At 53.0% G+C, this 18,777-nt stretch carries 17 protein-coding genes, 1 tRNA gene and 1 pseudogene; 12 read left to right on the forward strand and 7 right to left on the reverse strand.

All coding sequences use genetic code 11. From position 1 onward, the window contains the following. The first annotated feature begins 36 nt into the window (after positions 1 to 36). Both aat and infA read left to right on the forward strand, forming a co-directional pair. Entirely contained in the window at positions 37 to 741 is a 705-nt protein-coding gene (gene aat / locus HU143_RS14645) for a leucyl/phenylalanyl-tRNA--protein transferase (protein WP_001241641.1), read from the forward strand. 311 nt (positions 742 to 1,052) lie between these two features. Further along, positions 1,053 to 1,271 carry a translation initiation factor IF-1 gene (gene infA, locus HU143_RS14655; protein WP_001040187.1) on the forward strand — a complete coding sequence of 73 codons (219 nt, stop codon included), beginning with the start codon at positions 1,053 to 1,055 and terminating at the stop codon, positions 1,269 to 1,271. Between the two features lie 90 nt (positions 1,272 to 1,361). Here infA and HU143_RS14660 read toward each other — a convergent pair whose 3' ends face one another. Continuing rightward, positions 1,362 to 2,273: a LysR family transcriptional regulator gene (locus HU143_RS14660; RefSeq protein WP_000597928.1), complete on the reverse strand. Its 912-nt coding sequence runs from the start codon at positions 2,271 to 2,273 to the stop codon at positions 1,362 to 1,364. Positions 2,274 to 2,381: 108 nt separating this feature from the next. On the opposite strand from HU143_RS14660, the gene HU143_RS14665 reads away from it, so the two are divergent. From HU143_RS14665 to HU143_RS14685, 5 genes and pseudogenes are all read left to right on the forward strand, one after another. Then, positions 2,382 to 3,242: a pirin family protein gene (locus HU143_RS14665; protein ID WP_000809967.1), complete on the forward strand. Its 861-nt coding sequence runs from the start codon at positions 2,382 to 2,384 to the stop codon at positions 3,240 to 3,242. Positions 3,243 to 3,261: 19 nt separating this feature from the next. Further along, positions 3,262 to 3,939: a hydrolase gene (locus HU143_RS14670; RefSeq protein WP_000097893.1), complete on the forward strand. Its 678-nt coding sequence runs from the start codon at positions 3,262 to 3,264 to the stop codon at positions 3,937 to 3,939. Positions 3,940 to 4,087: 148 nt separating this feature from the next. Continuing rightward, positions 4,088 to 4,175, forward strand: a tRNA-Ser gene (locus tag HU143_RS14675). A gap of 637 nt (positions 4,176 to 4,812) precedes the next feature. Next, a pseudogene (locus tag HU143_RS14680) lies at positions 4,813 to 5,166 on the forward strand (tyrosine-type recombinase/integrase); the annotation flags it as partial. Between the two features lie 161 nt (positions 5,167 to 5,327). Beyond that, positions 5,328 to 5,525 carry a hypothetical protein gene (locus HU143_RS14685; RefSeq protein ID WP_001117984.1) on the forward strand — a complete coding sequence of 66 codons (198 nt, stop codon included), beginning with the start codon at positions 5,328 to 5,330 and terminating at the stop codon, positions 5,523 to 5,525. A gap of 211 nt (positions 5,526 to 5,736) precedes the next feature. On the opposite strand, the gene clpA is transcribed toward HU143_RS14685, so the two are convergent. The 3 genes from clpA to HU143_RS24580 all read right to left on the reverse strand — a co-directional run bounded on the left by clpA (position 5,737) and on the right by HU143_RS24580 (position 8,537). Then, complete coding sequence (gene clpA / locus HU143_RS14690) at positions 5,737 to 8,013, reverse strand: ATP-dependent Clp protease ATP-binding subunit ClpA (protein ID WP_000934064.1); 2,277 nt, start codon at positions 8,011 to 8,013, stop codon at positions 5,737 to 5,739. Positions 8,014 to 8,043: 30 nt separating this feature from the next. Continuing rightward, a complete protein-coding gene (gene clpS / locus HU143_RS14695; RefSeq protein ID WP_000520789.1) occupies positions 8,044 to 8,364 on the reverse strand; it encodes an ATP-dependent Clp protease adapter ClpS in 321 nt (106 codons plus the stop codon). A gap of 95 nt (positions 8,365 to 8,459) precedes the next feature. Then, entirely contained in the window at positions 8,460 to 8,537 is a 78-nt protein-coding gene (locus tag HU143_RS24580) for a hypothetical protein (RefSeq protein ID WP_212742690.1), read from the reverse strand. A gap of 150 nt (positions 8,538 to 8,687) precedes the next feature. On the opposite strand from HU143_RS24580, the gene cspD reads away from it, so the two are divergent. After that, on the forward strand, positions 8,688 to 8,909 hold the full coding sequence (gene cspD, locus HU143_RS14700; protein WP_000447499.1) for a cold shock-like protein CspD: 222 nt from the start codon (positions 8,688 to 8,690) through the stop codon (positions 8,907 to 8,909). Positions 8,910 to 9,038: 129 nt separating this feature from the next. On the opposite strand, the gene macB is transcribed toward cspD, so the two are convergent. Both macB and macA read right to left on the reverse strand, forming a co-directional pair. Beyond that, the gene (gene macB / locus HU143_RS14705; protein WP_000125881.1) at positions 9,039 to 10,985 is read right to left on the reverse strand and encodes a macrolide ABC transporter ATP-binding protein/permease MacB; all 1,947 of its coding nucleotides are present in this window, start codon (positions 10,983 to 10,985) and stop codon (positions 9,039 to 9,041) included. Continuing rightward, complete coding sequence (gene macA / locus HU143_RS14710; protein WP_023227176.1) at positions 10,982 to 12,100, reverse strand: macrolide transporter subunit MacA; 1,119 nt, start codon at positions 12,098 to 12,100, stop codon at positions 10,982 to 10,984. The genes macB and macA overlap by 4 nt, the downstream gene beginning before the upstream one ends. Before the next feature lie 145 nt (positions 12,101 to 12,245). Here macA and HU143_RS14715 point away from each other — a divergent pair, with 145 nt between their 5' ends. After that, positions 12,246 to 13,196 carry a VirK/YbjX family protein gene (locus tag HU143_RS14715; RefSeq protein ID WP_001537300.1) on the forward strand — a complete coding sequence of 317 codons (951 nt, stop codon included), beginning with the start codon at positions 12,246 to 12,248 and terminating at the stop codon, positions 13,194 to 13,196. Here the strand turns inward: HU143_RS14715 and HU143_RS14720 are convergent. Further along, positions 13,193 to 14,851, reverse strand: a complete 1,659-nt coding sequence (locus tag HU143_RS14720) for an ATP-dependent endonuclease (protein ID WP_000599770.1) — start codon at positions 14,849 to 14,851, stop codon at positions 13,193 to 13,195. The two genes, HU143_RS14715 and HU143_RS14720, sit on opposite strands and share 4 nt — an antisense overlap. 200 nt (positions 14,852 to 15,051) lie before the next feature. Here HU143_RS14720 and HU143_RS14725 point away from each other — a divergent pair, with 200 nt between their 5' ends. From HU143_RS14725 to hcr, 3 genes are all read left to right on the forward strand, one after another. Then, positions 15,052 to 15,951, forward strand: coding sequence for a lysine exporter LysO family protein (locus tag HU143_RS14725; protein WP_001648559.1), 900 nt, complete (start codon positions 15,052 to 15,054; stop codon positions 15,949 to 15,951). 143 nt (positions 15,952 to 16,094) lie between these two features. Then, positions 16,095 to 17,747 carry a hydroxylamine reductase gene (gene hcp / locus HU143_RS14730; RefSeq protein ID WP_000458785.1) on the forward strand — a complete coding sequence of 551 codons (1,653 nt, stop codon included), beginning with the start codon at positions 16,095 to 16,097 and terminating at the stop codon, positions 17,745 to 17,747. An 11-nt stretch (positions 17,748 to 17,758) separates the two neighbouring features. Continuing rightward, positions 17,759 to 18,727, forward strand: a complete 969-nt coding sequence (hcr, locus tag HU143_RS14735; RefSeq protein WP_001667939.1) for an NADH oxidoreductase — start codon at positions 17,759 to 17,761, stop codon at positions 18,725 to 18,727. Positions 18,728 to 18,777 lie beyond the last annotated feature (50 nt).

Here is an 18,777-nt window from a genome sequence, read left to right on the forward strand (position 1 = left end):
TGAACGATCCGACTTGCGTACTGGAGTTTCGCCGTCATGCGTCTGGTTCAGCTTTCCCGACATTCTATCGCTTTCCCTTCGCCGGAAGGCGCTTTACGCGAGCCTAACGGTTTACTGGCGCTGGGCGGCGATCTCAGCCCTGCCCGGTTGTTAATGGCCTACCAGCACGGGATTTTCCCGTGGTTTTCGCCGGGCGACCCGATTCTGTGGTGGTCGCCCGATCCGCGCGCCGTGCTGTGGCCTGAAAAGTTTCACCTCAGTCGCAGCATGAAGCGCTTTCACAACGCATCCCCTTACCGCGTGACGCTCAATTACGCTTTCGATCGGGTCATTGATGGATGCGCCAATCACCGTGACGAAGGCACCTGGATAACGCGTGGTATTGAGGAAGCCTATCGCCGATTACATGAATTGGGCCACGCGCACTCCATTGAAGTGTGGCGCGATCAGGAACTGGTCGGCGGGATGTATGGCGTCTCGCAGGGGGCGCTGTTTTGCGGCGAATCGATGTTTAGCCGCCAGGAGAATGCCTCTAAAACCGCACTGCTGGTTTTTTGCGCTGAATTTATCCGTCACGGCGGTAAACTTATTGATTGTCAGGTACTTAATAGTCATACCGCCTCGCTCGGCGCCATTGAAATTCCACGTCGTGACTACCTCGATCACCTCGCGGGTTTACGCCAACAGCCGCTGGCCTCCCGTTTTTGGGTGCCGCGGACATTATTTTTGCCCCGGAAGTGAATGTTTTCGGCACATTTTTTATTGGGGTGTTATAATTGCTGCCGCAGAATTGGTTTAGCTCATTATCCCGCAGCCCGTTGTCAGGTAACGCCCATCGTTTATTTCACCGTTCCCTTATATGTTGCGCTTATGTCGATACATCAGGCGGTAGTATCAGGGAAAAGGTGTATAACGCGGCGTTGTCGTGTGTCGCGGAATCATGTGCTAAGCCTGGTTTGCTGTGTTTTAAACGCACAAATCTTTACTTATCAAAAGAACTTCGGCATTATCTTGCCGGTTCAAATTATGGTAGTGATACCCCAGAGGATTAGATGGCCAAAGAAGACAATATTGAAATGCAAGGTACCGTTCTCGAAACGTTACCTAATACCATGTTCCGCGTAGAGTTAGAAAACGGTCACGTGGTTACTGCACACATCTCCGGTAAAATGCGTAAGAACTACATCCGCATCCTGACGGGCGACAAAGTGACCGTTGAGCTGACCCCGTACGACCTGAGCAAAGGCCGCATTGTCTTCCGTAGTCGCTAATTGTCTCCTCACGCCCTGAAGGGCGGCTGGATAAAAGGTCGGTTTAACCGGCCTTTTTTGCGTCCATTAAGTCGATGAATGACGAGCAGGTTACTCTTCCACCATGCGCGCATACTCTTCCGTCAAAAAATCGACCAACGCGCGTACGGAAGGTAATAATCCTCGCCGGGATGGGAACACAGCATGAATAACCTCCCGCCGGGGCTCCCACTCTTCCAGCACCGCGACCAGTTCACCGGCGGCAAGTTGTTCTTTCACCATTAAAACAGGTAACTGCACAAGCCCCACGCCCGCCATCGCCGCCTCGCGTAGCGCCAACATGTCTGTAGTAATCATACGCGGGGTAAAATGGACTTCCGCACGCGCGCCCTGCGGGCCATAAAGTTCCCAGCGGTGAATATGCTTGCCGGATGCAAGACTTAGCCCTGGCCAATGGCTCAACTCCGCCGGCGCGGAAGGGATTCCCATCCGTGCGATAAGATCCGGGCTGGCAAACAGGCGATGCCCTCTGTCAGCCAGGACGCGCATCACCAGGTCGCTATCTTCAAACGGGCGCGGCCTGACGCGAATCGCCACATCCACCCCCTCCCCTACGACGTCCACCCGACGATTGGTCGCTTCAAGCTGTAGCGAAACATCAGGATAACGCGCCATAAATTTCGCCAGCATTGGGCCGATGTGTACATGCAGCAGCGTCACCGGGCAGGTCAGCTTCACGATACCGCGAGGCTCTACCTGCAATGCGGCAATGGCATCCTGCGCCGCCTGAGCTTCCACCAGCATCGCTTTACAGTGCTCATAGAATGTTTGTCCCACTTCGGTAACGTTAAACTGCCGGGTAGTTCGCTGAATCAATCGCACGCCCAGCCGTTCCTCCAGTTGCGCAATACGCCGGCTCAGTTTTGATTTTGGTTCATCAAGCGCACGCCCCGCCGCGGCAAACCCACCCTCTTCGACCACATGCACAAACCACGCAAAATCATTGAGATCCGTTTTTATCATTACATTGTCCTATTAATGGAACGGTATGAGCCATTTTAGCCACTACCGAAGCTTTTGTCATGAATATAAGCTTATTCACATCAAGACAACGCCACTGAGGAGAACACCATGAAACAGATTACAGGCGTCTATACCGCACCTCGCCCGCACTGGGTTGGCGATGGATTTCCGGTTCGTTCACTCTTTTCTTATCAGTCACATGCGCAGCAGTTGAGTCCATTCCTGCTGCTGGATTATGCCGGGCCACACACATTTACGCCGGGTAATGAAAAACGCGGCGTTGGAGAGCATCCACACCGCGGTTTCGAGACCGTGACGATTGTTTATAGCGGCGAAGTCGAGCATCGGGATTCTACCGGTCGCGGCGGCGTTATCGGCCCGGGCGACGTTCAGTGGATGACCGCAGGCGCAGGCATTTTGCATGAAGAGTTCCATTCCGACGCGTTTACCCGTCGGGGCGGCGAACTGGAAATGGTGCAGTTGTGGGTTAACCTTCCCATGAAGGACAAAATGACCACCCCGGGTTATCAAAGCATTACCCACGATGTTATCCCGACCGTTACGTTGCCGGATGACGCCGGAGTCGTGCGGGTCATCGCAGGGCGTTATGAAGAGACAAAAGGCCCGGCGCACACTTTCTCGCCGCTCAATGTCTGGGATATGCGCCTGCAACGCAATCGCCAGCTTACATTGGCACAGCCGGAAGGATGGAGCGCCGCGCTGGTGGTACTGAAAGGCAATATCACGGTGAACGGCACGACGCCGGTCAACGAAGCGCAACTGGTGGTATTGAGCCAGCAAGGGAAAACGCTGCACCTTGAGGCCAGCAGCGACGCCAGCGTATTGCTGTTATCAGGCGAGCCGCTGAATGAACCGATTGTGGGTTACGGCCCATTTGTTATGAACACGAAACAAGAGATCGCAGAAGCAGTCCGCGATTTCAACTCCGGCCGTTTTGGCCAAATCTGAAAACATGAAGGAGAACACGATGTCAAGTCCTGCTAATTTTAATGGTTTGCGCCCGGTAATTGATGTTAACGATTCCGTGATGCTTTTAATCGATCATCAAAGCGGTCTTTTCCAGACCGTAGGCGATATGCCAATGCCGGAATTACGCGCTCGCGCCGCGGCGTTGGCGAAGATGGCGACGTTAGCGAAAATGCCGGTCATTACCACGGCATCCGTACCGCAAGGTCCGAACGGCCCGCTGATCCCGGAGATCCACGCTAATGCGCCACATGCGCAGTACATTGCGCGCAAAGGTGAAATTAACGCCTGGGATAACGAAGATTTCGTTAAGGCGGTAAAAGCGACGGGTCGTAAGACGCTGATCATTGCCGGGACAATTACCAGCGTGTGCATGGCATTCCCGGCCATTAGCGCGGTAGCGGAAGGCTATAAGGTATTTGCCGTGATCGACGCATCCGGCACCTACAGTAAGATGGCGCAGGAGATCACTCTGGCGCGTATCGTACAGGCTGGCGTCGTACCGATGGATACTGCCGCAGTCGCCTCTGAGCTGCAAGGCACCTGGAACCGTGAAGACGCCGCCGCGTGGGCCGACGTTTATACTCAGGTATTCCCGGCCTATCAACTGCTGATCGAAAGCTACAGCAAAGCGCAGGATGTGGTGAAAAACAACGAAATGTTGGATTCACAGCGTTAATTTGCCTCCCCGCGCCAGTTTGGGCGGGGATTATGTCTATTGCATGAGCAAACGACAGTGAATATGTAAATTCTGCTTGACCGTTTTAGCGCAACTCCCTATAGTAGCGCCCCGTTGCCCCCCAAGTGGTCAGGCAGCAATACAATATGGTGAGGTGTCCGAGTGGCTGAAGGAGCACGCCTGGAAAGTGTGTATACGGCAACGTATCGGGGGTTCGAATCCCCCCCTCACCGCCATATTCAAGTTGAGAGCCTGTACAGAAGTACAGGCTTTTTGCTTATATGCATCCCCCAAACCAAGGGGGGATGAGAACCACCGACCGGGGTTCGACAACTGGCGCAGCCAGTTGGACAGACCGGGCGCGCAGCGAACGGGCTGCCCGAAGGGCGAGCGCAGCGAGTCAATCCCCCCCTCACCGCCATATTCAAGAAAGAGCTCGTACGAAAGTACGGGCTTTTTTTTCACATAAAGCCACCCTACAGGGGGGATGAGAACACCCGACCGGGGTTCGACACAAAAACGCCGGGAGCGTTTTTGAACAGAGCTTGCTCTGGCCCCGAAGGGGCGAGGCCCAGGGATGGGCTGAGTAGCGGCGCAGCCAGTTGGACAGACCGGGCGCGCAGCGAACGGGCTGCCCCGAAGGGGCGAGCAAAGCGAGTCAATCCCCCCCTCACCGCCATATTCAAGAAAGAGCTCGTACGAAAGTACGGGCTTTTGTATCTAAACTTCTTGTTTTTACTGTGATTTTCCTGATGAAGGTTCGTTTTTTGACCTTTGGTTGCTACACCAAACTTACTATAGATTGTGTAAAACAGCCCCACTCCCCTACCTGAAACGCTTTAGAAAAGTTTGCATAAGTATCTCTCGGTAGTAAAAAAGCACCGAGTTCCTCTGTCTGATGCTGCCGTTGCTTTATTAGAAGGCTTACCGCGTTTGAAAAATAACAATCATGTATTCCCTGCCCCTCGCGCTGAAACACTTTCTGATATGTCGTTATTGGCTGTATTGAAACGAATGGGATATACCAACTTAACGCAACATGGCTTCCGTTCTACTTTCCGTGAGTGGGCTGGTGAAACAACGGGCTACCCACGTGAGGTTATTGAACATGCGTTGGCGCACCAGTTGGCAGATAAGGCTGAAGCAGCGTATCAGCGTGGGACGTTATGGCCTAAACGGGTGGCGTTGATGGATGATTGGACGGGGTATAGCACTGCCAACAGCTAAGCTACCTGTACGAAAGCATTATCGTTGATAACAACGTAGAAAGTGTGATGCTAATAGCATTCGCTTTCGAAAATGTGATAAGCAATAATTTCATATTGAACTATTTCTTATACAATTATTATCATGGTTTGCAAATTACATAAACCACTCAAGGAGAGGTTATGCCCGGACTGATAGGCTACTGGAAGCAACTTCCCACCAAAGATGAATATATTAAAAAACACAATATGAGTAAAATATCTTGCTACAGTTGTGGTCACGAGAAATTCAGCGATGTTGGTTTGATACAGGTATGGGATAATCACAGAAGAATTCTTTGTGCTAAGTGTAAGACTACTCTTTTCAGAGAAGAGGATTAGTTTTTTTGGCATTGGTAACAGCGGCTTCAGCATCCCTTTTCACGCAGCGGGTCGGGCTTTTTTTCGCATTTGACCCGTCGATTACCGGATGATGACGCAATTTACAAGCGCCTTGTCCGCCTACCGCGAGCACAACGCCATCAGGCTAACTATTAGCCGGCGTAAAAAAACCGGGCGCTAAGGCCCGGTTTGTACGGCAGTGAAACGAAGATTAATGCGCGGCTTCCGGCTTGTGCTTTTGCGCACTCTGGAAGCCATACGTCAACGCATTTTTCTCTTTATCCAGCGCGACGGTGACCTGTCCGCCGTCAACCAGCGATCCAAACAGCAACTCATTGGCCAGCGGTTTTTTCAGGTTATCCTGAATCACACGTGCCATTGGTCGTGCGCCCATCGCCCGGTCATAGCCCTTTTCCGCCAGCCAGTCGCGCGCTTCCTGACTGACTTCCAGGGAGACGCCTTTCTGATCCAACTGAGCCTGCAACTCGACGATAAACTTATCGACAACCTGATGAATCACCTCGCCAGACAGATGATCGAACCAAATAATGTTGTCGAGACGGTTACGGAACTCCGGCGTAAACACTTTCTTGATCTCGCCCATCGCATCGGTACTGTTGTCCTGATGAATAAGACCAATAGATTTACGTTCGGTTTCTCGCACGCCGGCGTTGGTGGTCATCACCAGCACCACGTTGCGGAAATCCGCCTTGCGGCCGTTGTTATCGGTCAGCGTACCGTTATCCATCACCTGCAGCAGCAGGTTAAAGACATCCGGGTGCGCTTTTTCGATCTCATCCAGCAGCAGCACCGCATGAGGATGCTTAATCACCGCATCCGTCAGAAGCCCGCCCTGGTCGAAACCGACGTATCCCGGAGGCGCGCCGATCAAACGGCTCACCGTATGACGCTCCATATATTCGGACATATCAAAACGCAACAGCTCAATACCCAGCGCTTTTGAAAGCTGTACCGTAACTTCAGTTTTCCCTACGCCAGTTGGGCCGGCGAACAAGAATGAGCCGACAGGTTTATGCTCATGGCCCAGGCCCGCACGACTCATCTTAATAGCTTCGGTCAGCGCCTCAATCGCGTTATCCTGGCCGAAGACCAGCATTTTCAGACGATCGCCCAGGTTCTTCAGCGTATCGCGATCGCTCTGCGAGACGCTCTTTTCAGGAATTCGCGCAATTCGCGCCACTACGGACTCAATATCCGCCACGTTGACCGTTTTCTTACGTTTACTCACCGGCATCAGACGCGCCCGAGCGCCCGCTTCGTCAATCACGTCAATGGCTTTATCTGGCAGATGGCGGTCATTGATATATTTTACCGCCAGCTCGACCGCCGCACGCACCGCTTTCGCGGTATAACGCACGTCGTGGTGCGCTTCGTACTTAGGTTTCAAGCCGTTGATAATTTGCACCGTCTCTTCCACCGAAGGCTCGGTAATATCAATTTTCTGGAAACGGCGTGCTAATGCGCGGTCTTTCTCAAAAATATTGCTGAATTCCTGATAGGTCGTTGAGCCGATCACCCGGATCTTACCGCTGGAAAGCAGCGGTTTAATCAGATTTGCCGCATCCACCTGTCCGCCCGACGCCGCGCCAGCGCCGATAATGGTATGGATTTCATCGATAAACAGGATGCTGTTGGTATCCTGCTCAAGCTGTTTCAGCAACGCCTTAAACCGTTTTTCAAAATCGCCGCGGTATTTGGTGCCCGCCAGCAGCGAACCGATATCCAGCGAGTAAATGGTGCAATCGGCCATCACTTCCGGCACATCGCCCTGCACGATACGCCAGGCCAGCCCTTCGGCAATCGCCGTTTTGCCGACGCCGGATTCCCCCACCAGCAGCGGGTTATTTTTACGGCGACGACACAAGACCTGGATCGCGCGTTCCAGTTCTTTTTCACGACCAATCAGCGGATCGATGCCGCCCACGCGAGCAAGTTGGTTAAGATTCGTCGTGAAGTTTTCCATACGTTCCTCCCCGCCAGCTTGTTCGTCGCCAGTTGGCTGATTGCCGAGATCGGAAGATTGGCTCGGTTCGTCTTTTCGCGTCCCGTGAGAAATAAAGTTCACGATATCCAGACGGCTCACTTCATGCTTACGCAGCAGATAAGCCGCCTGTGATTCCTGTTCGCTAAAGATAGCCACCAGCACATTCGCGCCAGTCACTTCACTACGCCCGGAAGACTGAACGTGGAAGACGGCACGTTGCAGGACACGCTGGAAACTTAACGTCGGCTGCGTATCACGCTCTTCTTCACTGGCAGGCAGTACGGGTGTGGTTTGTTCAATGAAGGCTTCGAGTTCCTGACGGAGCGCCACCAGATCCACGGAGCATGCTTCCAGCGCTTCGCGAGCCGATGGGTTGCTGAGCAGCGCCAGCAACAGATGCTCGACGGTCATAAACTCATGACGGTGCTCGCGCGCTCTGGCGAAAGCCATGTTTAAACTGAGTTCCAGTTCTTGATTGAGCATAGGCACCTCCCCCAATTTTTATACCTGCATTCAGGCTTTTTCCAGCGTACACAGCAACGGATGCTCGTTCTCCCTTGCATACTTGTTCACCATCGCCACTTTGGTTTCCGCCACCTCGGCGGTGAACACGCCGCAGATGGCTTTGCCTTGATAGTGAACTGCAAGCATCAATTGCGTTGCACGTTCTACATCATAAGAAAAGAATTTTTGTAACACGTCAATAACAAACTCCATCGGAGTGTAGTCATCATTGACTAATATCACTTTATACATAGATGGCGGTTTTAGCGCGTCGCGCACGCTATCTTCCACCAACTGGTCAAAATCCAGCCAATCGTTCGTCTTACCCATTGTCAGTCGTCATTATCGGTTACGGTTGTCGGCAGGAAAATCTGCCGCTGACCAGAGTCTATGCACACAATCAATCTACCTCAATTGATAGATAACTAACATCTATCAGTACCATCCGCGACATCTGTCACATTCCCGGCAATAGCGTTAACTGCTTCAAATTTTTGATTCATTTTTACCCGTTCCCCCCTGCCTGATGCTTGACGCCTCGCCTGATTTCTCTAAATTGTAATGTCGAGAGTTGGTGAGGTTTTGAACAGCCCCCACTCCGTCACCGGTTCATTCCATCTTACTTATATAAGATTTACGAAGGATGTCGAAGCATGGAAACGGGTACTGTAAAGTGGTTCAACAATGCCAAAGGGTTTGGTTTCATCTGCCCTGAAGGCGGCGGCGAGGATATTTTCGCCCATTACTCCACCATTCAAATGGATGGTTACAGAACGCTTAAAGCCGGACAGTCTGTCCGGTTTGATGTCCACCAGGGGCCAAAAGGCAATCACGCCAGCGTCATCGTGCCCATCGAAGCAGAGGCCGTTGCATAGCTCCTCTGTCTCATTGTGTACATCCAGGAGGCAAAATGCCAGCCCGATCGGCTGGCATTTTTATTTAACGCCAGTGCCTGATAGCGACACTGTTGCATCTTATCAGGCCGACAAATGACGTCAGCGAGATTACTCCCTTGCCAGCGCATCCACCGGATCCAGTCGCGCCGCGTTTCTCGCCGGTAGCCAGCCAAACAATATCCCGGTAAACGTCGAACATAAAAACGCGCTCGCCAGCGCTGTCAGTGAAAAACCGATCTCCCAGCCGGGCAGGAAAAGCTGTAGCATAAATGCGATGAACATCGACAAGCTAATCCCCAGCGCTCCACCAACCAGGCAAACCAGCACCGCTTCAATAAGAAACTGCTGTAGCACATCGCTGGCGCGCGCGCCTACCGCCATACGGATGCCGATTTCACGCGTTCGCTCGGTGACGGAAACCAGCATAATATTCATAACGCCGATGCCGCCGACAACCAGCGAAATGACGGCCACCAGCGTCAGAAATAACTGAAGAGTATAGGTGGTTTTTTCAGCCGTTTTCAGGACGCTGTCCATATTCCAGGTGAAGAAGTCTTTTTTACCGTGGCGTAAGGTGAGCAGGCGGGTAAGCTGCTGTTCAGCCTGATCGCTATCAACGCCATCTTTCACACGAACGGTGATCGAGTTAAGCCATGACTGACCCATTATGCGATCTGACATCGTGCTATAGGGCAACCAAACTTGCAACAGATTGCTATTGCCGTACATGGACGGTTTCTCTTCCGCCACGCCAATAACAATAACCGGCATATTACCCACCAGCACCACTTCCCCTACGACATTCGCTTTATTTGGAAATAGCTGGCGTCGCGTGTTGGCATCCAGCACCACCACCTGCGCGCGATCCTGTTGCTGTACAGCATTGAAGGTGTTCCCCTCCCTAAAGGACATGCCGTAAACGTTAAAATAATCGCCACTGACGCCATTAGCATTTACGGCAATATCAATATTGCCATAGCGAAGACGTAGGCTCTTTGAAACGCTGGGCGTCGCAGAGTTAACCCACGGCTGTTTCTGAATAGCGACCAGATCGTCATATTTCAGCGCCTGTCGATACTGCGGGTTGTCGTCGCCAAAATCTTTGCCTGGATGAATATCAATCGTGTTAGTGCCCATAGCGCGGATATCCGCCAGTACCATCTGTTTTGCGGCGTCGCCGACCACCACAATCGACACCACCGACGCAATACCGATAATAATTCCCAGCATGGTCAGTAAAGTACGCATTTTGTTAGCGGCCATCGCTAACCACGCCATCGACAGCGCTTCGCGAAAGCTGCTGGCAAATTGCCGCCAGCCGGGAGCCGTATTAGCTACGGCAGCGTCAACGCCCTGTTCGCGTTTATTTTCCTGCGCGGGCGGATTATGGACAATCTTGCCATCGTGAATTTCAATAATCCGCTCCGCCTGGGCGGCAATCAGCGGATCGTGCGTCACAATGATCACCGTATGTCCGCGATCGCGCAGTTGGCGCAAAATCGCCATCACCTCTTCGCCGGAATGGCTATCCAGCGCGCCGGTCGGCTCATCCGCCAGAATCACCTGTCCGCCGTTCATCAGCGCGCGGGCAATACTGACACGCTGCTGCTGTCCGCCAGAAAGCTGTGAAGGCGGGTAATCGACGCGATCGCTTAATCCCAGCCGCAAAAGCAACTCTCTGGCGCGCGCCTGGCGTTTTTTGCGTTCAATGCCGGCGTAGACGGCGGGGATTTCAACATTTTGCGCTGCCGTTAAATGCGACAACAGATGGTAGCGCTGAAAGATAAAGCCAAAATGCTCACGCCGCAGCTGCGCCAGCGCGTCCGGGTCCAGCGTCGAGACGTCCCGCCCCGCCACCCGATAAGTGCCGCTGGTCGGTTTATCCAGGCACCCGAGGATATTCATCAGCGTTGATTTTCCAGAACCGGAAACGCCGACGATCGCCACCATCTCCCCGGCGTGGATTTGCAGGGAGATATCTTTCAACACCGCCACCTGCTCTTCTCCGGAGGGGTAGCTGCGGCTCACATTGCACAGTTCAAGCAATGCCGTCATGGCGTCGCTCCTGGCCTGCTCTCGCCGATGATCACCTCATCGCCCGCTTCCAGACCTTTAACCACTTCCACGTCTGTATCGTTACGCTCGCCAATGATCACTTCGCGCTCACGTTTTTCGCCGTTACGCAACAGCGCCACTTTATAACGATTGCCGCCCACCGGTTCGCCAAGTGCGGCGAGAGGAATAATCAGTACATTTTTGACATCCATGAGTTGAATATAAACCTGTGCGGTCATATCAAGACGCAAGATTCTTTTGGGATTCGGCACTTCAAACCGGGCGTAATAAAAAATAGCGTCGTTGATCTTTTCCGGCGTCGGCAGAATATCTTTTAAAACGCCTTCATAGCGCGTTTGCGGATCGCCTGCAATGGTGAACCATGCTTTCTGCCCCGCCCGAAGATGGATCACGTCCGCTTCCGAGACCTGCGCTTTTACCAGCATGGTGCTCATATCCGCCAGCGTCAGAATATTGGGCGCCTGCTGAGCTGCAATCACCGTTTGTCCTTGCAGGGTAGTGATTTGCGTCACTTCCCCCGCCATGGGGGCAACAATACGGGTATATTCCAGGTTGGTTTTCGCGGTGTCCAACGAGGCCCGATTACGTTTGATCTGGGCATCTATGGTGCCAATACGCGCCTGTTTAACCGCCAACTCCGTCGCCGCAGTATCCAGATCCTGTTGCGATACCGCCTGAGTCTTAGCTAACTGCTGCTGGCGCGCCAGCGTAACCCGCGCCAGCTTTAACTCAGCAGCTGCCTGCTGACGCTCCGCGTTCAGCTCCATCAGGGTGGCCTCGACCTCTTTTATCTGGTTCTCCGCCTGATCTGGGTCAATCACGCCGAGTAGCTGATCTTTTTTAACGTTATCGCCAATGGAGACCAGCAGCGTTTTCAACTGGCCGCTCACCTGCGCGCCGACATCCACTTTACGCAACGCGTCCAGTTTTCCAGTCGCCAGTACACTCTGTTCAAGATCGCCTGGCCGCACGATTAATGTCTGATAAGTTGGCAGCGGCGCATTTATCATTCGCCAGCTAACCATCCCCCCCACTAAAAGAATTAAAATAATGACCAGATAACGCTTTTTAAATTTCTTTCCCTTAGCACGCATAGAAACCCTGACGGCAAAATTTTAACCAGAAAGTAAACCGTATCTAAACAAACCTGACGCAATAAAGATAGCGCCGGCTGTATTGACGATTGGTTAATGTTTCCTGTGGTTCAATCTCGACAATCTTATGTCGCGGATTACGATCATGACACAGCTTACAGATAATACCTGGTACACTTCAGATTACATCTCTCCTTTACAATTATTTATTCGTCTGACGCGCGGGCAATTACAGCCAGGAAAATTCTGGCGTAAAGCCAGCTTTCGTCGCAAGTTTTTAATCCGCTCATTAGTCATGCCGCGTGCGACCAGCCAATTACTGACCAATCTCACCCAATGGCCGGAGTTAAATACGTTACTTGCTCGTCAGCCGCGTTTGCCTATTCGGCTACATCGTCCTTATATGGCTGTAAATATTAAACGCGATTTCGCCTTAGACGCTCTGTGTTTTCATTATCAACAGATGCGCCAACTTTTATCGCGGGAACAACAAGTTAGCTATTTAAGCCAGTATGGCCTGAATCTTGCTAAATTTGAAACTAAAACCGGCGAGTTGTTTCAACTTGATTTAGTCAGTCTGGTCTCACTGGATAAAGAAGGTGAAAGCACTATTGTTGTTCGCGACGCACAGTTACGTATTCTGGCAGAGATCACATTTACCCTGTGTCGCTTTAACCAACAACGCACACTATTTATCGGCGGATTACAGGGCGCGGCAAACGACGTCCCTCACGAAATTATCCAGCAGGCGACCAAAGCCTGCCATGGTCTTTTTCCCAAACGCATCGTGATGGAGGCTCTCTGTCAGTTTGCGCAAGTCTTTCAGGCAGAAAAGATTATAGCTGTGAGTAACGATGCGCACGTTTACCGTAGCTGGCGATACATGGATAAAAAGACGCAAATGCATGCCGACTATGACGCGTTTTGGGAATCGTTAGGCGGTGAAAGAATTAAAGGAAATTACTATGCGCTACCGCTGGCGATCGCCCGAAAAAGCGAAGCGGAGATCGCCAGTAAGAAACGGGCCGAGTATCGCCGCCGCTATGCGTTACTCGATAGCGTCGTCGAACAGGTTCCGGCCACATTCAAACGTTAATCCGCCCGGCCCCGCGCCAGCCAAACCACGCGCGAGAACATCTTTCTGAACAGCGGCGGCACGGCGTCAATTCCCCGCCGCCCGGCTTCCATCGCGACTTCAATCGCCAAATCCGGCTTTGACGAGCGGTGGATAGCTTTAGTGATAATTTTCCGGGTATTCATCGGCACATTAGGCGGAAGCTGCGCAACCCGGTGAAAAACATCGGCAAAGCCCTGACGATACATAAAATGTTCCATATCCAGCGCAGGCAACGCCGTGAGATGTTCGCGTTCTTCTTCCCGATCGTTATTAAGCAGGCTGCGGACCGTCGCGGCATATTTTTTCCCCGCTTCGTCGCCATCCACCAGGACATGCCACTCGATTCCCATACGGCGGGCGAACTTCACCAGCGGTTTCAGGCCAGACTGAGCAAACTCAATGACTTTAATGCCCTCCGCATCAAAATGATGTCCACACTGACGCGCCAGCTCATTAATAACCCAGGTTTCCGTCTCGCCTTCCACCAGTAGCCAGCAACGCGCAAACAGCGACGACGCGCGATTAAAGCGGATATGAAAGGCGATGCGCCGTCCATCTTCCGCGCTTAACCCGCCCGGGCCCAGACGCCAGGCGGCGACGCGGGAAGATTCGCGCACCAGCCGTACGACATGCTCCACCGGCGTTAGCGAGAGCAGTTCGCCTGAGTTGGTTGTCGCTATCCGCTGTAGCGGTAACAGATTGAGCAATTGCCAGGCGACTGAAAGCATAATGGGATGTAAACGGGTTTCCGGATCTTCCACCAGCAGTAATGGTCGCGCGTCTTTATGTAACCGCAGCGTCCCTTTCGCCTGTAACAGCGTGGAGAAAAGCCCCAGCAGGATCACCCGATGCGACCGGCTGCCCGGTTTGTCGATCATCCGATTAATAATATCCAGATAGCGCCAGCTACGCTGCTCATTTTGCGAACGTCGGCGCATGAGTCGGTGACGCGCCTGTCCTGCGCCCTGCTCTGAGAAATAGTGTTCAAGCAGTTGCACCATCGCGGACAGTCCCTGGCGAATCTGCCCGTCGGTTAAATTTTGCGGCCGGGTCGCCAGCTCACGCGCCAGAAAATCCAGTTGCCGGGCCGTGACTTCAACATCCGGCACATTAGGCACCGTACCGTTGCGAATACGTCGCATAAAGCGCGCATCGCGCAAACGTAGCACTGGCATCAGACGAACCAGGTGGCGCACCTGATCGTTAATATTTTCCACCGGCAATGGCTGCCCATCGCTATTGAGAAAACTGCGCAACGTCATCACGCTGCCATCGGCGCCGCATTCGCCCTCTAGCCGATAAAAAATGCGGTGAAAATCATCCTCGCAAGGCGACCAGCATGCTTCCAGCGCTCTATAACGACGTACCCGATGCCGCCCTGGCTGCGTTTCGCGAAAAGTCAGAATAATATGCAGGTGATGCTCGCGTCCTTTTATGTCGCCAGGCGGAAACCAGAAATCCTCACGGACAAAATGGTAGAGATCGAGTTCCGGCGACAATAACAGAGTCAGCGCATCCAGCAGGCTGGATTTGCCCCAGGCGTTTTCCCCAATCAGCACGTTGTTTTGCTCCAGCATCAACGACAGTCGGTTGATACCGCGAAATCCTACTATTTCAACGCGTTCGAGAATCATGCTTCCTCCAGAAAAACGTCACCACTCCATTAAACTCACCGCAGTATAACGGCAAATGCTTCCGCCTGGCGTGATATTCCCCCCTTTGCCTGGGGCAACTGTCTGATAAATGTACGGCTGACGGTGTCGCTTTACTGATAGTCTGGAATTCGGTAGTGTCATGTACGCTATTCAAACAATAAAAAAGGGCCCGGCTGTTCATGTTTTCAGGACTTTTAATCATTCTGGTTCCACTGATTGTGGGCTATCTCATTCCACTGCGACATAAAGCCGCATTACAACTTATTAACCGGCTACTGAGCTGGATCGTGTACCTTATTCTCTTTTTTATGGGAATAAGCCTGGCGTTTTTGGATAACCTCGCCAGTAATCTGGTGGCGATTTTTCATTATTCCGCCGTCAGTATTACGATTATTTTATTGTGTAATATCGCCGCCTTATTGTGGCTGGAACGTATCCTCCCGTGGCGTCACCATCATCAGCAGGAAAAACTGCCTTCGCGTATTGCCATGGCGCTGGAGTCGCTGCAACTGTGCGGCGTAGTGGTATTGGGGTTTGTCATCGGCCTGAGCGGACTCTCTGTTTTACAGCACGCCACCGAAGCCAGTGAATATACGCTGATCTTTTTATTGTTCCTGGTGGGGATTCAGCTACGAAATAGCGGCATGACCTTAAAGCAAATTGTGCTTAACCGCCGGGGAATGATGGTCGCGGTCGTTGTCGTGGCAAGCTCATTACTGGGCGGCGTGATTAATGCGTTTATCCTGGACTTACCGCTAAAAACCGCCCTGGCGATGGCGTCAGGTTTCGGCTGGTACTCTCTTTCCGGTATTTTGCTGACGGAGTCGTTTGGACCGGTTATCGGCAGCGCGGCATTTTTTAACGATCTGGCCCGCGAACTTTTGGCCATTATGCTTATTCCCGGTCTGATTCGCCGCAGCCGTTCAACGGCGTTGGGCCTGTGCGGAGCGACCTCAATGGACTTTACGTTGCCGGTATTACAGCGCTCCGGCGGCGTAGAGATTGTTCCGGCGGCTATCGTACATGGCTTTATCCTCAGCCTGCTGGTCCCCCTCTTAATGGCGTTCTTCTCGGCCTGATACCTCTTTGGCGGTAGGCATCTGCCGCCAAAATTGCGCTAAATCAATCTCCTTGCACATTATGGCAGAAATCCCTTTTATCCCTTTGTTCACAGGCATAACCTTAAACATGTATATTAAATATAACTTTAAAAGGTGTGACCATGTTTTGTGTGCAATGTGAACAAACCATCCGTACACCAGCCGGAAACGGCTGCTCCTACGCGCAGGGAATGTGCGGTAAAACAGCTGAAACGTCCGATCTGCAGGATCTGCTGATTGCGGCTTTGCAAGGTTTGTCTGCCTGGGCGGTGAAGGCCCGTGAATATGGCATCATTAATCACGACGTTGATAACTTTGCGCCGCGCGCGTTTTTCTCCACGCTGACCAACGTTAACTTCGACTCTCCGCGTATCGTCGGCTACGCCCGTGAAGCGATTGCCTTGCGTGAAGCGTTGAAAGCGCAGTGCCTGAGCGTGGATGCCAATGCGCATTGCGACAATCCGATGGCCGATCTGCAACTGGTTAGCGACGATCTGGGCGAACTGCAACGTCAGGCGGCGGAATTTACCCCGAATAAAGACAAAGCCGCCATTGGCGAGAACATCCTCGGCCTGCGTCTGCTGTGCCTGTACGGTCTGAAAGGCGCGGCGGCGTATATGGAGCACGCGCACGTTCTCGGTCAATACGACAACGACATTTACGCGCAGTACCACAAAATCATGGCCTGGCTGGGCACCTGGCCTGCTGACATGAACGCGCTGCTGGAGTGCGCAATGGAAATCGGCCAGATGAACTTCAAAGTGATGAGCATTCTGGATGCCGGTGAAACCACCAAATACGGTCACCCAACGCCGACTCAGGTCAACGTCAAAGCGACTGAAGGCAAGTGCATTCTGATCTCCGGTCACGATCTGAAAGATCTCTACAACCTGCTGGAGCAGACCGAAGGCACCGGCGTTAACGTCTACACTCACGGTGAAATGCTGCCCGCACACGGCTATCCGGAACTGCGTAAATTCAAGCATCTGGTCGGTAACTACGGCAGCGGCTGGCAGAATCAGCAGGTCGAATTCGCCCGCTTCCCTGGCCCAATCGTGATGACCTCTAACTGCATTATCGACCCGACCGTAGGCAGCTATGACGACCGTATCTGGACCCGTAGCATCGTCGGCTGGCCGGGCGTTAGCCATCTTGAAGGCGATGACTTCGGGCCGGTCATTGCCCAGGCGCAGCAAATGGCGGGCTTCCCGTATAGCGAAATTCCGCATCTCATCACCGTCGGTTTTGGCCGTCAGACCCTGCTCGGCGCTGCCGATACGCTCATCGATCTGGTCAGTCGTGAAAAACTGCGTCACATCTTCCTGGTCGGCGGCTGTGACGGCGCGCGCGGCGAGCGTAACTACTTTACCGATTTCGCCACCAGCGTGCCGGATGACTGCCTGATCCTGACCCTGGCCTGCGGTAAATACCGTTTCAACAAACTGGAGTTCGGCGACATCGAAGGGCTGCCGCGTCTGGTCGATGCCGGTCAATGTAACGATGCTTACTCCGCGATTATCCTGGCGGTGACGCTGGCGGAAAAACTGGGCTGCGGCGTCAACGATCTGCCGCTATCGCTGGTGCTCTCCTGGTTTGAGCAGAAAGCGATCGTGATTCTGCTGACGCTGCTGTCATTAGGCGTGAAAAATATTGTCACCGGGCCGACCGCACCAGGCTTCTTCACGCCGGATTTGCTGGCTATCCTCAACGAGAAGTTCGGTCTGCGCTCCGTGACCACCGTTGAAGAAGACATGAAGCAATTACTGAGCGCGTAAGGAGGTCAATGATGACGATGCCAACCTCACAGTGTCCCTGGCGAATGCAGGTGCATCACATCCGTCAGGAGACGCCGGATGTATGGACAATTGCGCTATTATGCCATGATTACTACCCTTACCGCGCCGGGCAGTATGCGCTGGTGAGCGTGCGTAATTCAGCGGAAACGCTGCGCGCCTACACCCTTTCGTCTACGCCGGGCGTCAGTGAATATATCACGCTGACCGTTCGTCGGATTGAAGATGGCACGGGTTCACAGTGGTTAACCCATGACATCAAGCGCGGCGATTACATCTGGCTGTCTGATGCAATGGGCGATTTTACCTGTGACGATAAAACAGAAGATAAGTTTCTGCTGCTCGCCGCCGGTTGTGGCGTAACGCCAATCATGTCGATGCGTCGCTGGCTGGCGAAATACCGCCCGCAGGCCGATGTGCAGGTCATCTTTAACGTCCGTTCGCCGGATGATGTGATTTTTGCCGACGAGTGGCGACAGTATCCGGTCACGCTAGTGGCGGAAAATCATGCCACGGAAGGTTTTGTCGCGGGCCGTCTGACCACGGAATTGTTACAGAGCGTACCGGATTTGGCATCGCGCACCATCATGACCTGCGGCCCGGCGCCCTATATGGATTTCGTCGAACAGGGAGTGAAAGCGCTTGGCGTAACGCGCTTCTTTAAAGAGAAGTTCTTCACGCCGGTGGCGGAAACGGCAACCAGCGGCCTGAAATTCACCAAGCTACAGCCAGCGCAGGAATTTTATGCCCCGATCGGTACGACGCTGCTGGAGGCGCTGGAGAGTAATAAAGTACCGGTTGCCGCTGCCTGTCGGGCAGGTGTTTGCGGCTGCTGTAAAACCAAAGTCGTTTCCGGCGACTATACGGTGAGCAGCACCATGACGCTGAGCGAGGCGGAGATTGCCGAAGGTTACGTACTGGCCTGCTCCTGCCATCCGCAGGGCGATCTTGTTCTCGCATAATCGGTAAACGTTCCATCATAGGCCCGGTAAGCGTCAGCGCTACCGGGCGA

It is taken from the genome of Salmonella sp. SJTUF14076 (assembly GCF_015534835.1).
GTDB lineage: Bacteria > Pseudomonadota > Gammaproteobacteria > Enterobacterales > Enterobacteriaceae > Salmonella > Salmonella enterica.

Bases quoted from the DNA above. Each gene is read 5' to 3' on its own strand.
- HU143_RS24580 (WP_212742690.1), bottom strand. From the start codon at position 8,537: ATGAATCAAAAATTTGAAGCAGTTAACGCTATTGCCGGGAATGTGACA.
- clpA (WP_000934064.1), bottom strand. From the start codon at position 8,013: ATGCTCAATCAAGAACTGGAACTCAGTTTAAACATGGCTTTCGCCAGA.
- HU143_RS14685 (WP_001117984.1), top strand. From the start codon at position 5,328: ATGCCCGGACTGATAGGCTACTGGAAGCAACTTCCCACCAAAGATGAA.
- HU143_RS14670 (WP_000097893.1), top strand. From the start codon at position 3,262: ATGTCAAGTCCTGCTAATTTTAATGGTTTGCGCCCGGTAATTGATGTT.
- HU143_RS14665 (WP_000809967.1), top strand. From the start codon at position 2,382: ATGAAACAGATTACAGGCGTCTATACCGCACCTCGCCCGCACTGGGTT.
- hcr (WP_001667939.1), top strand. From the start codon at position 17,759: ATGACGATGCCAACCTCACAGTGTCCCTGGCGAATGCAGGTGCATCAC.
- hcp (WP_000458785.1), top strand. From the start codon at position 16,095: ATGTTTTGTGTGCAATGTGAACAAACCATCCGTACACCAGCCGGAAAC.
- clpS (WP_000520789.1), bottom strand. From the start codon at position 8,364: ATGGGTAAGACGAACGATTGGCTGGATTTTGACCAGTTGGTGGAAGAT.
- cspD (WP_000447499.1), top strand. From the start codon at position 8,688: ATGGAAACGGGTACTGTAAAGTGGTTCAACAATGCCAAAGGGTTTGGT.
- HU143_RS14660 (WP_000597928.1), bottom strand. From the start codon at position 2,273: ATGATAAAAACGGATCTCAATGATTTTGCGTGGTTTGTGCATGTGGTC.
- HU143_RS14715 (WP_001537300.1), top strand. From the start codon at position 12,246: ATGACACAGCTTACAGATAATACCTGGTACACTTCAGATTACATCTCT.
- macB (WP_000125881.1), bottom strand. From the start codon at position 10,985: ATGACGGCATTGCTTGAACTGTGCAATGTGAGCCGCAGCTACCCCTCC.
- macA (WP_023227176.1), bottom strand. From the start codon at position 12,100: ATGCGTGCTAAGGGAAAGAAATTTAAAAAGCGTTATCTGGTCATTATT.
- HU143_RS14720 (WP_000599770.1), bottom strand. From the start codon at position 14,851: ATGATTCTCGAACGCGTTGAAATAGTAGGATTTCGCGGTATCAACCGA.
- HU143_RS14725 (WP_001648559.1), top strand. From the start codon at position 15,052: ATGTTTTCAGGACTTTTAATCATTCTGGTTCCACTGATTGTGGGCTAT.
- aat (WP_001241641.1), top strand. From the start codon at position 37: ATGCGTCTGGTTCAGCTTTCCCGACATTCTATCGCTTTCCCTTCGCCG.
- infA (WP_001040187.1), top strand. From the start codon at position 1,053: ATGGCCAAAGAAGACAATATTGAAATGCAAGGTACCGTTCTCGAAACG.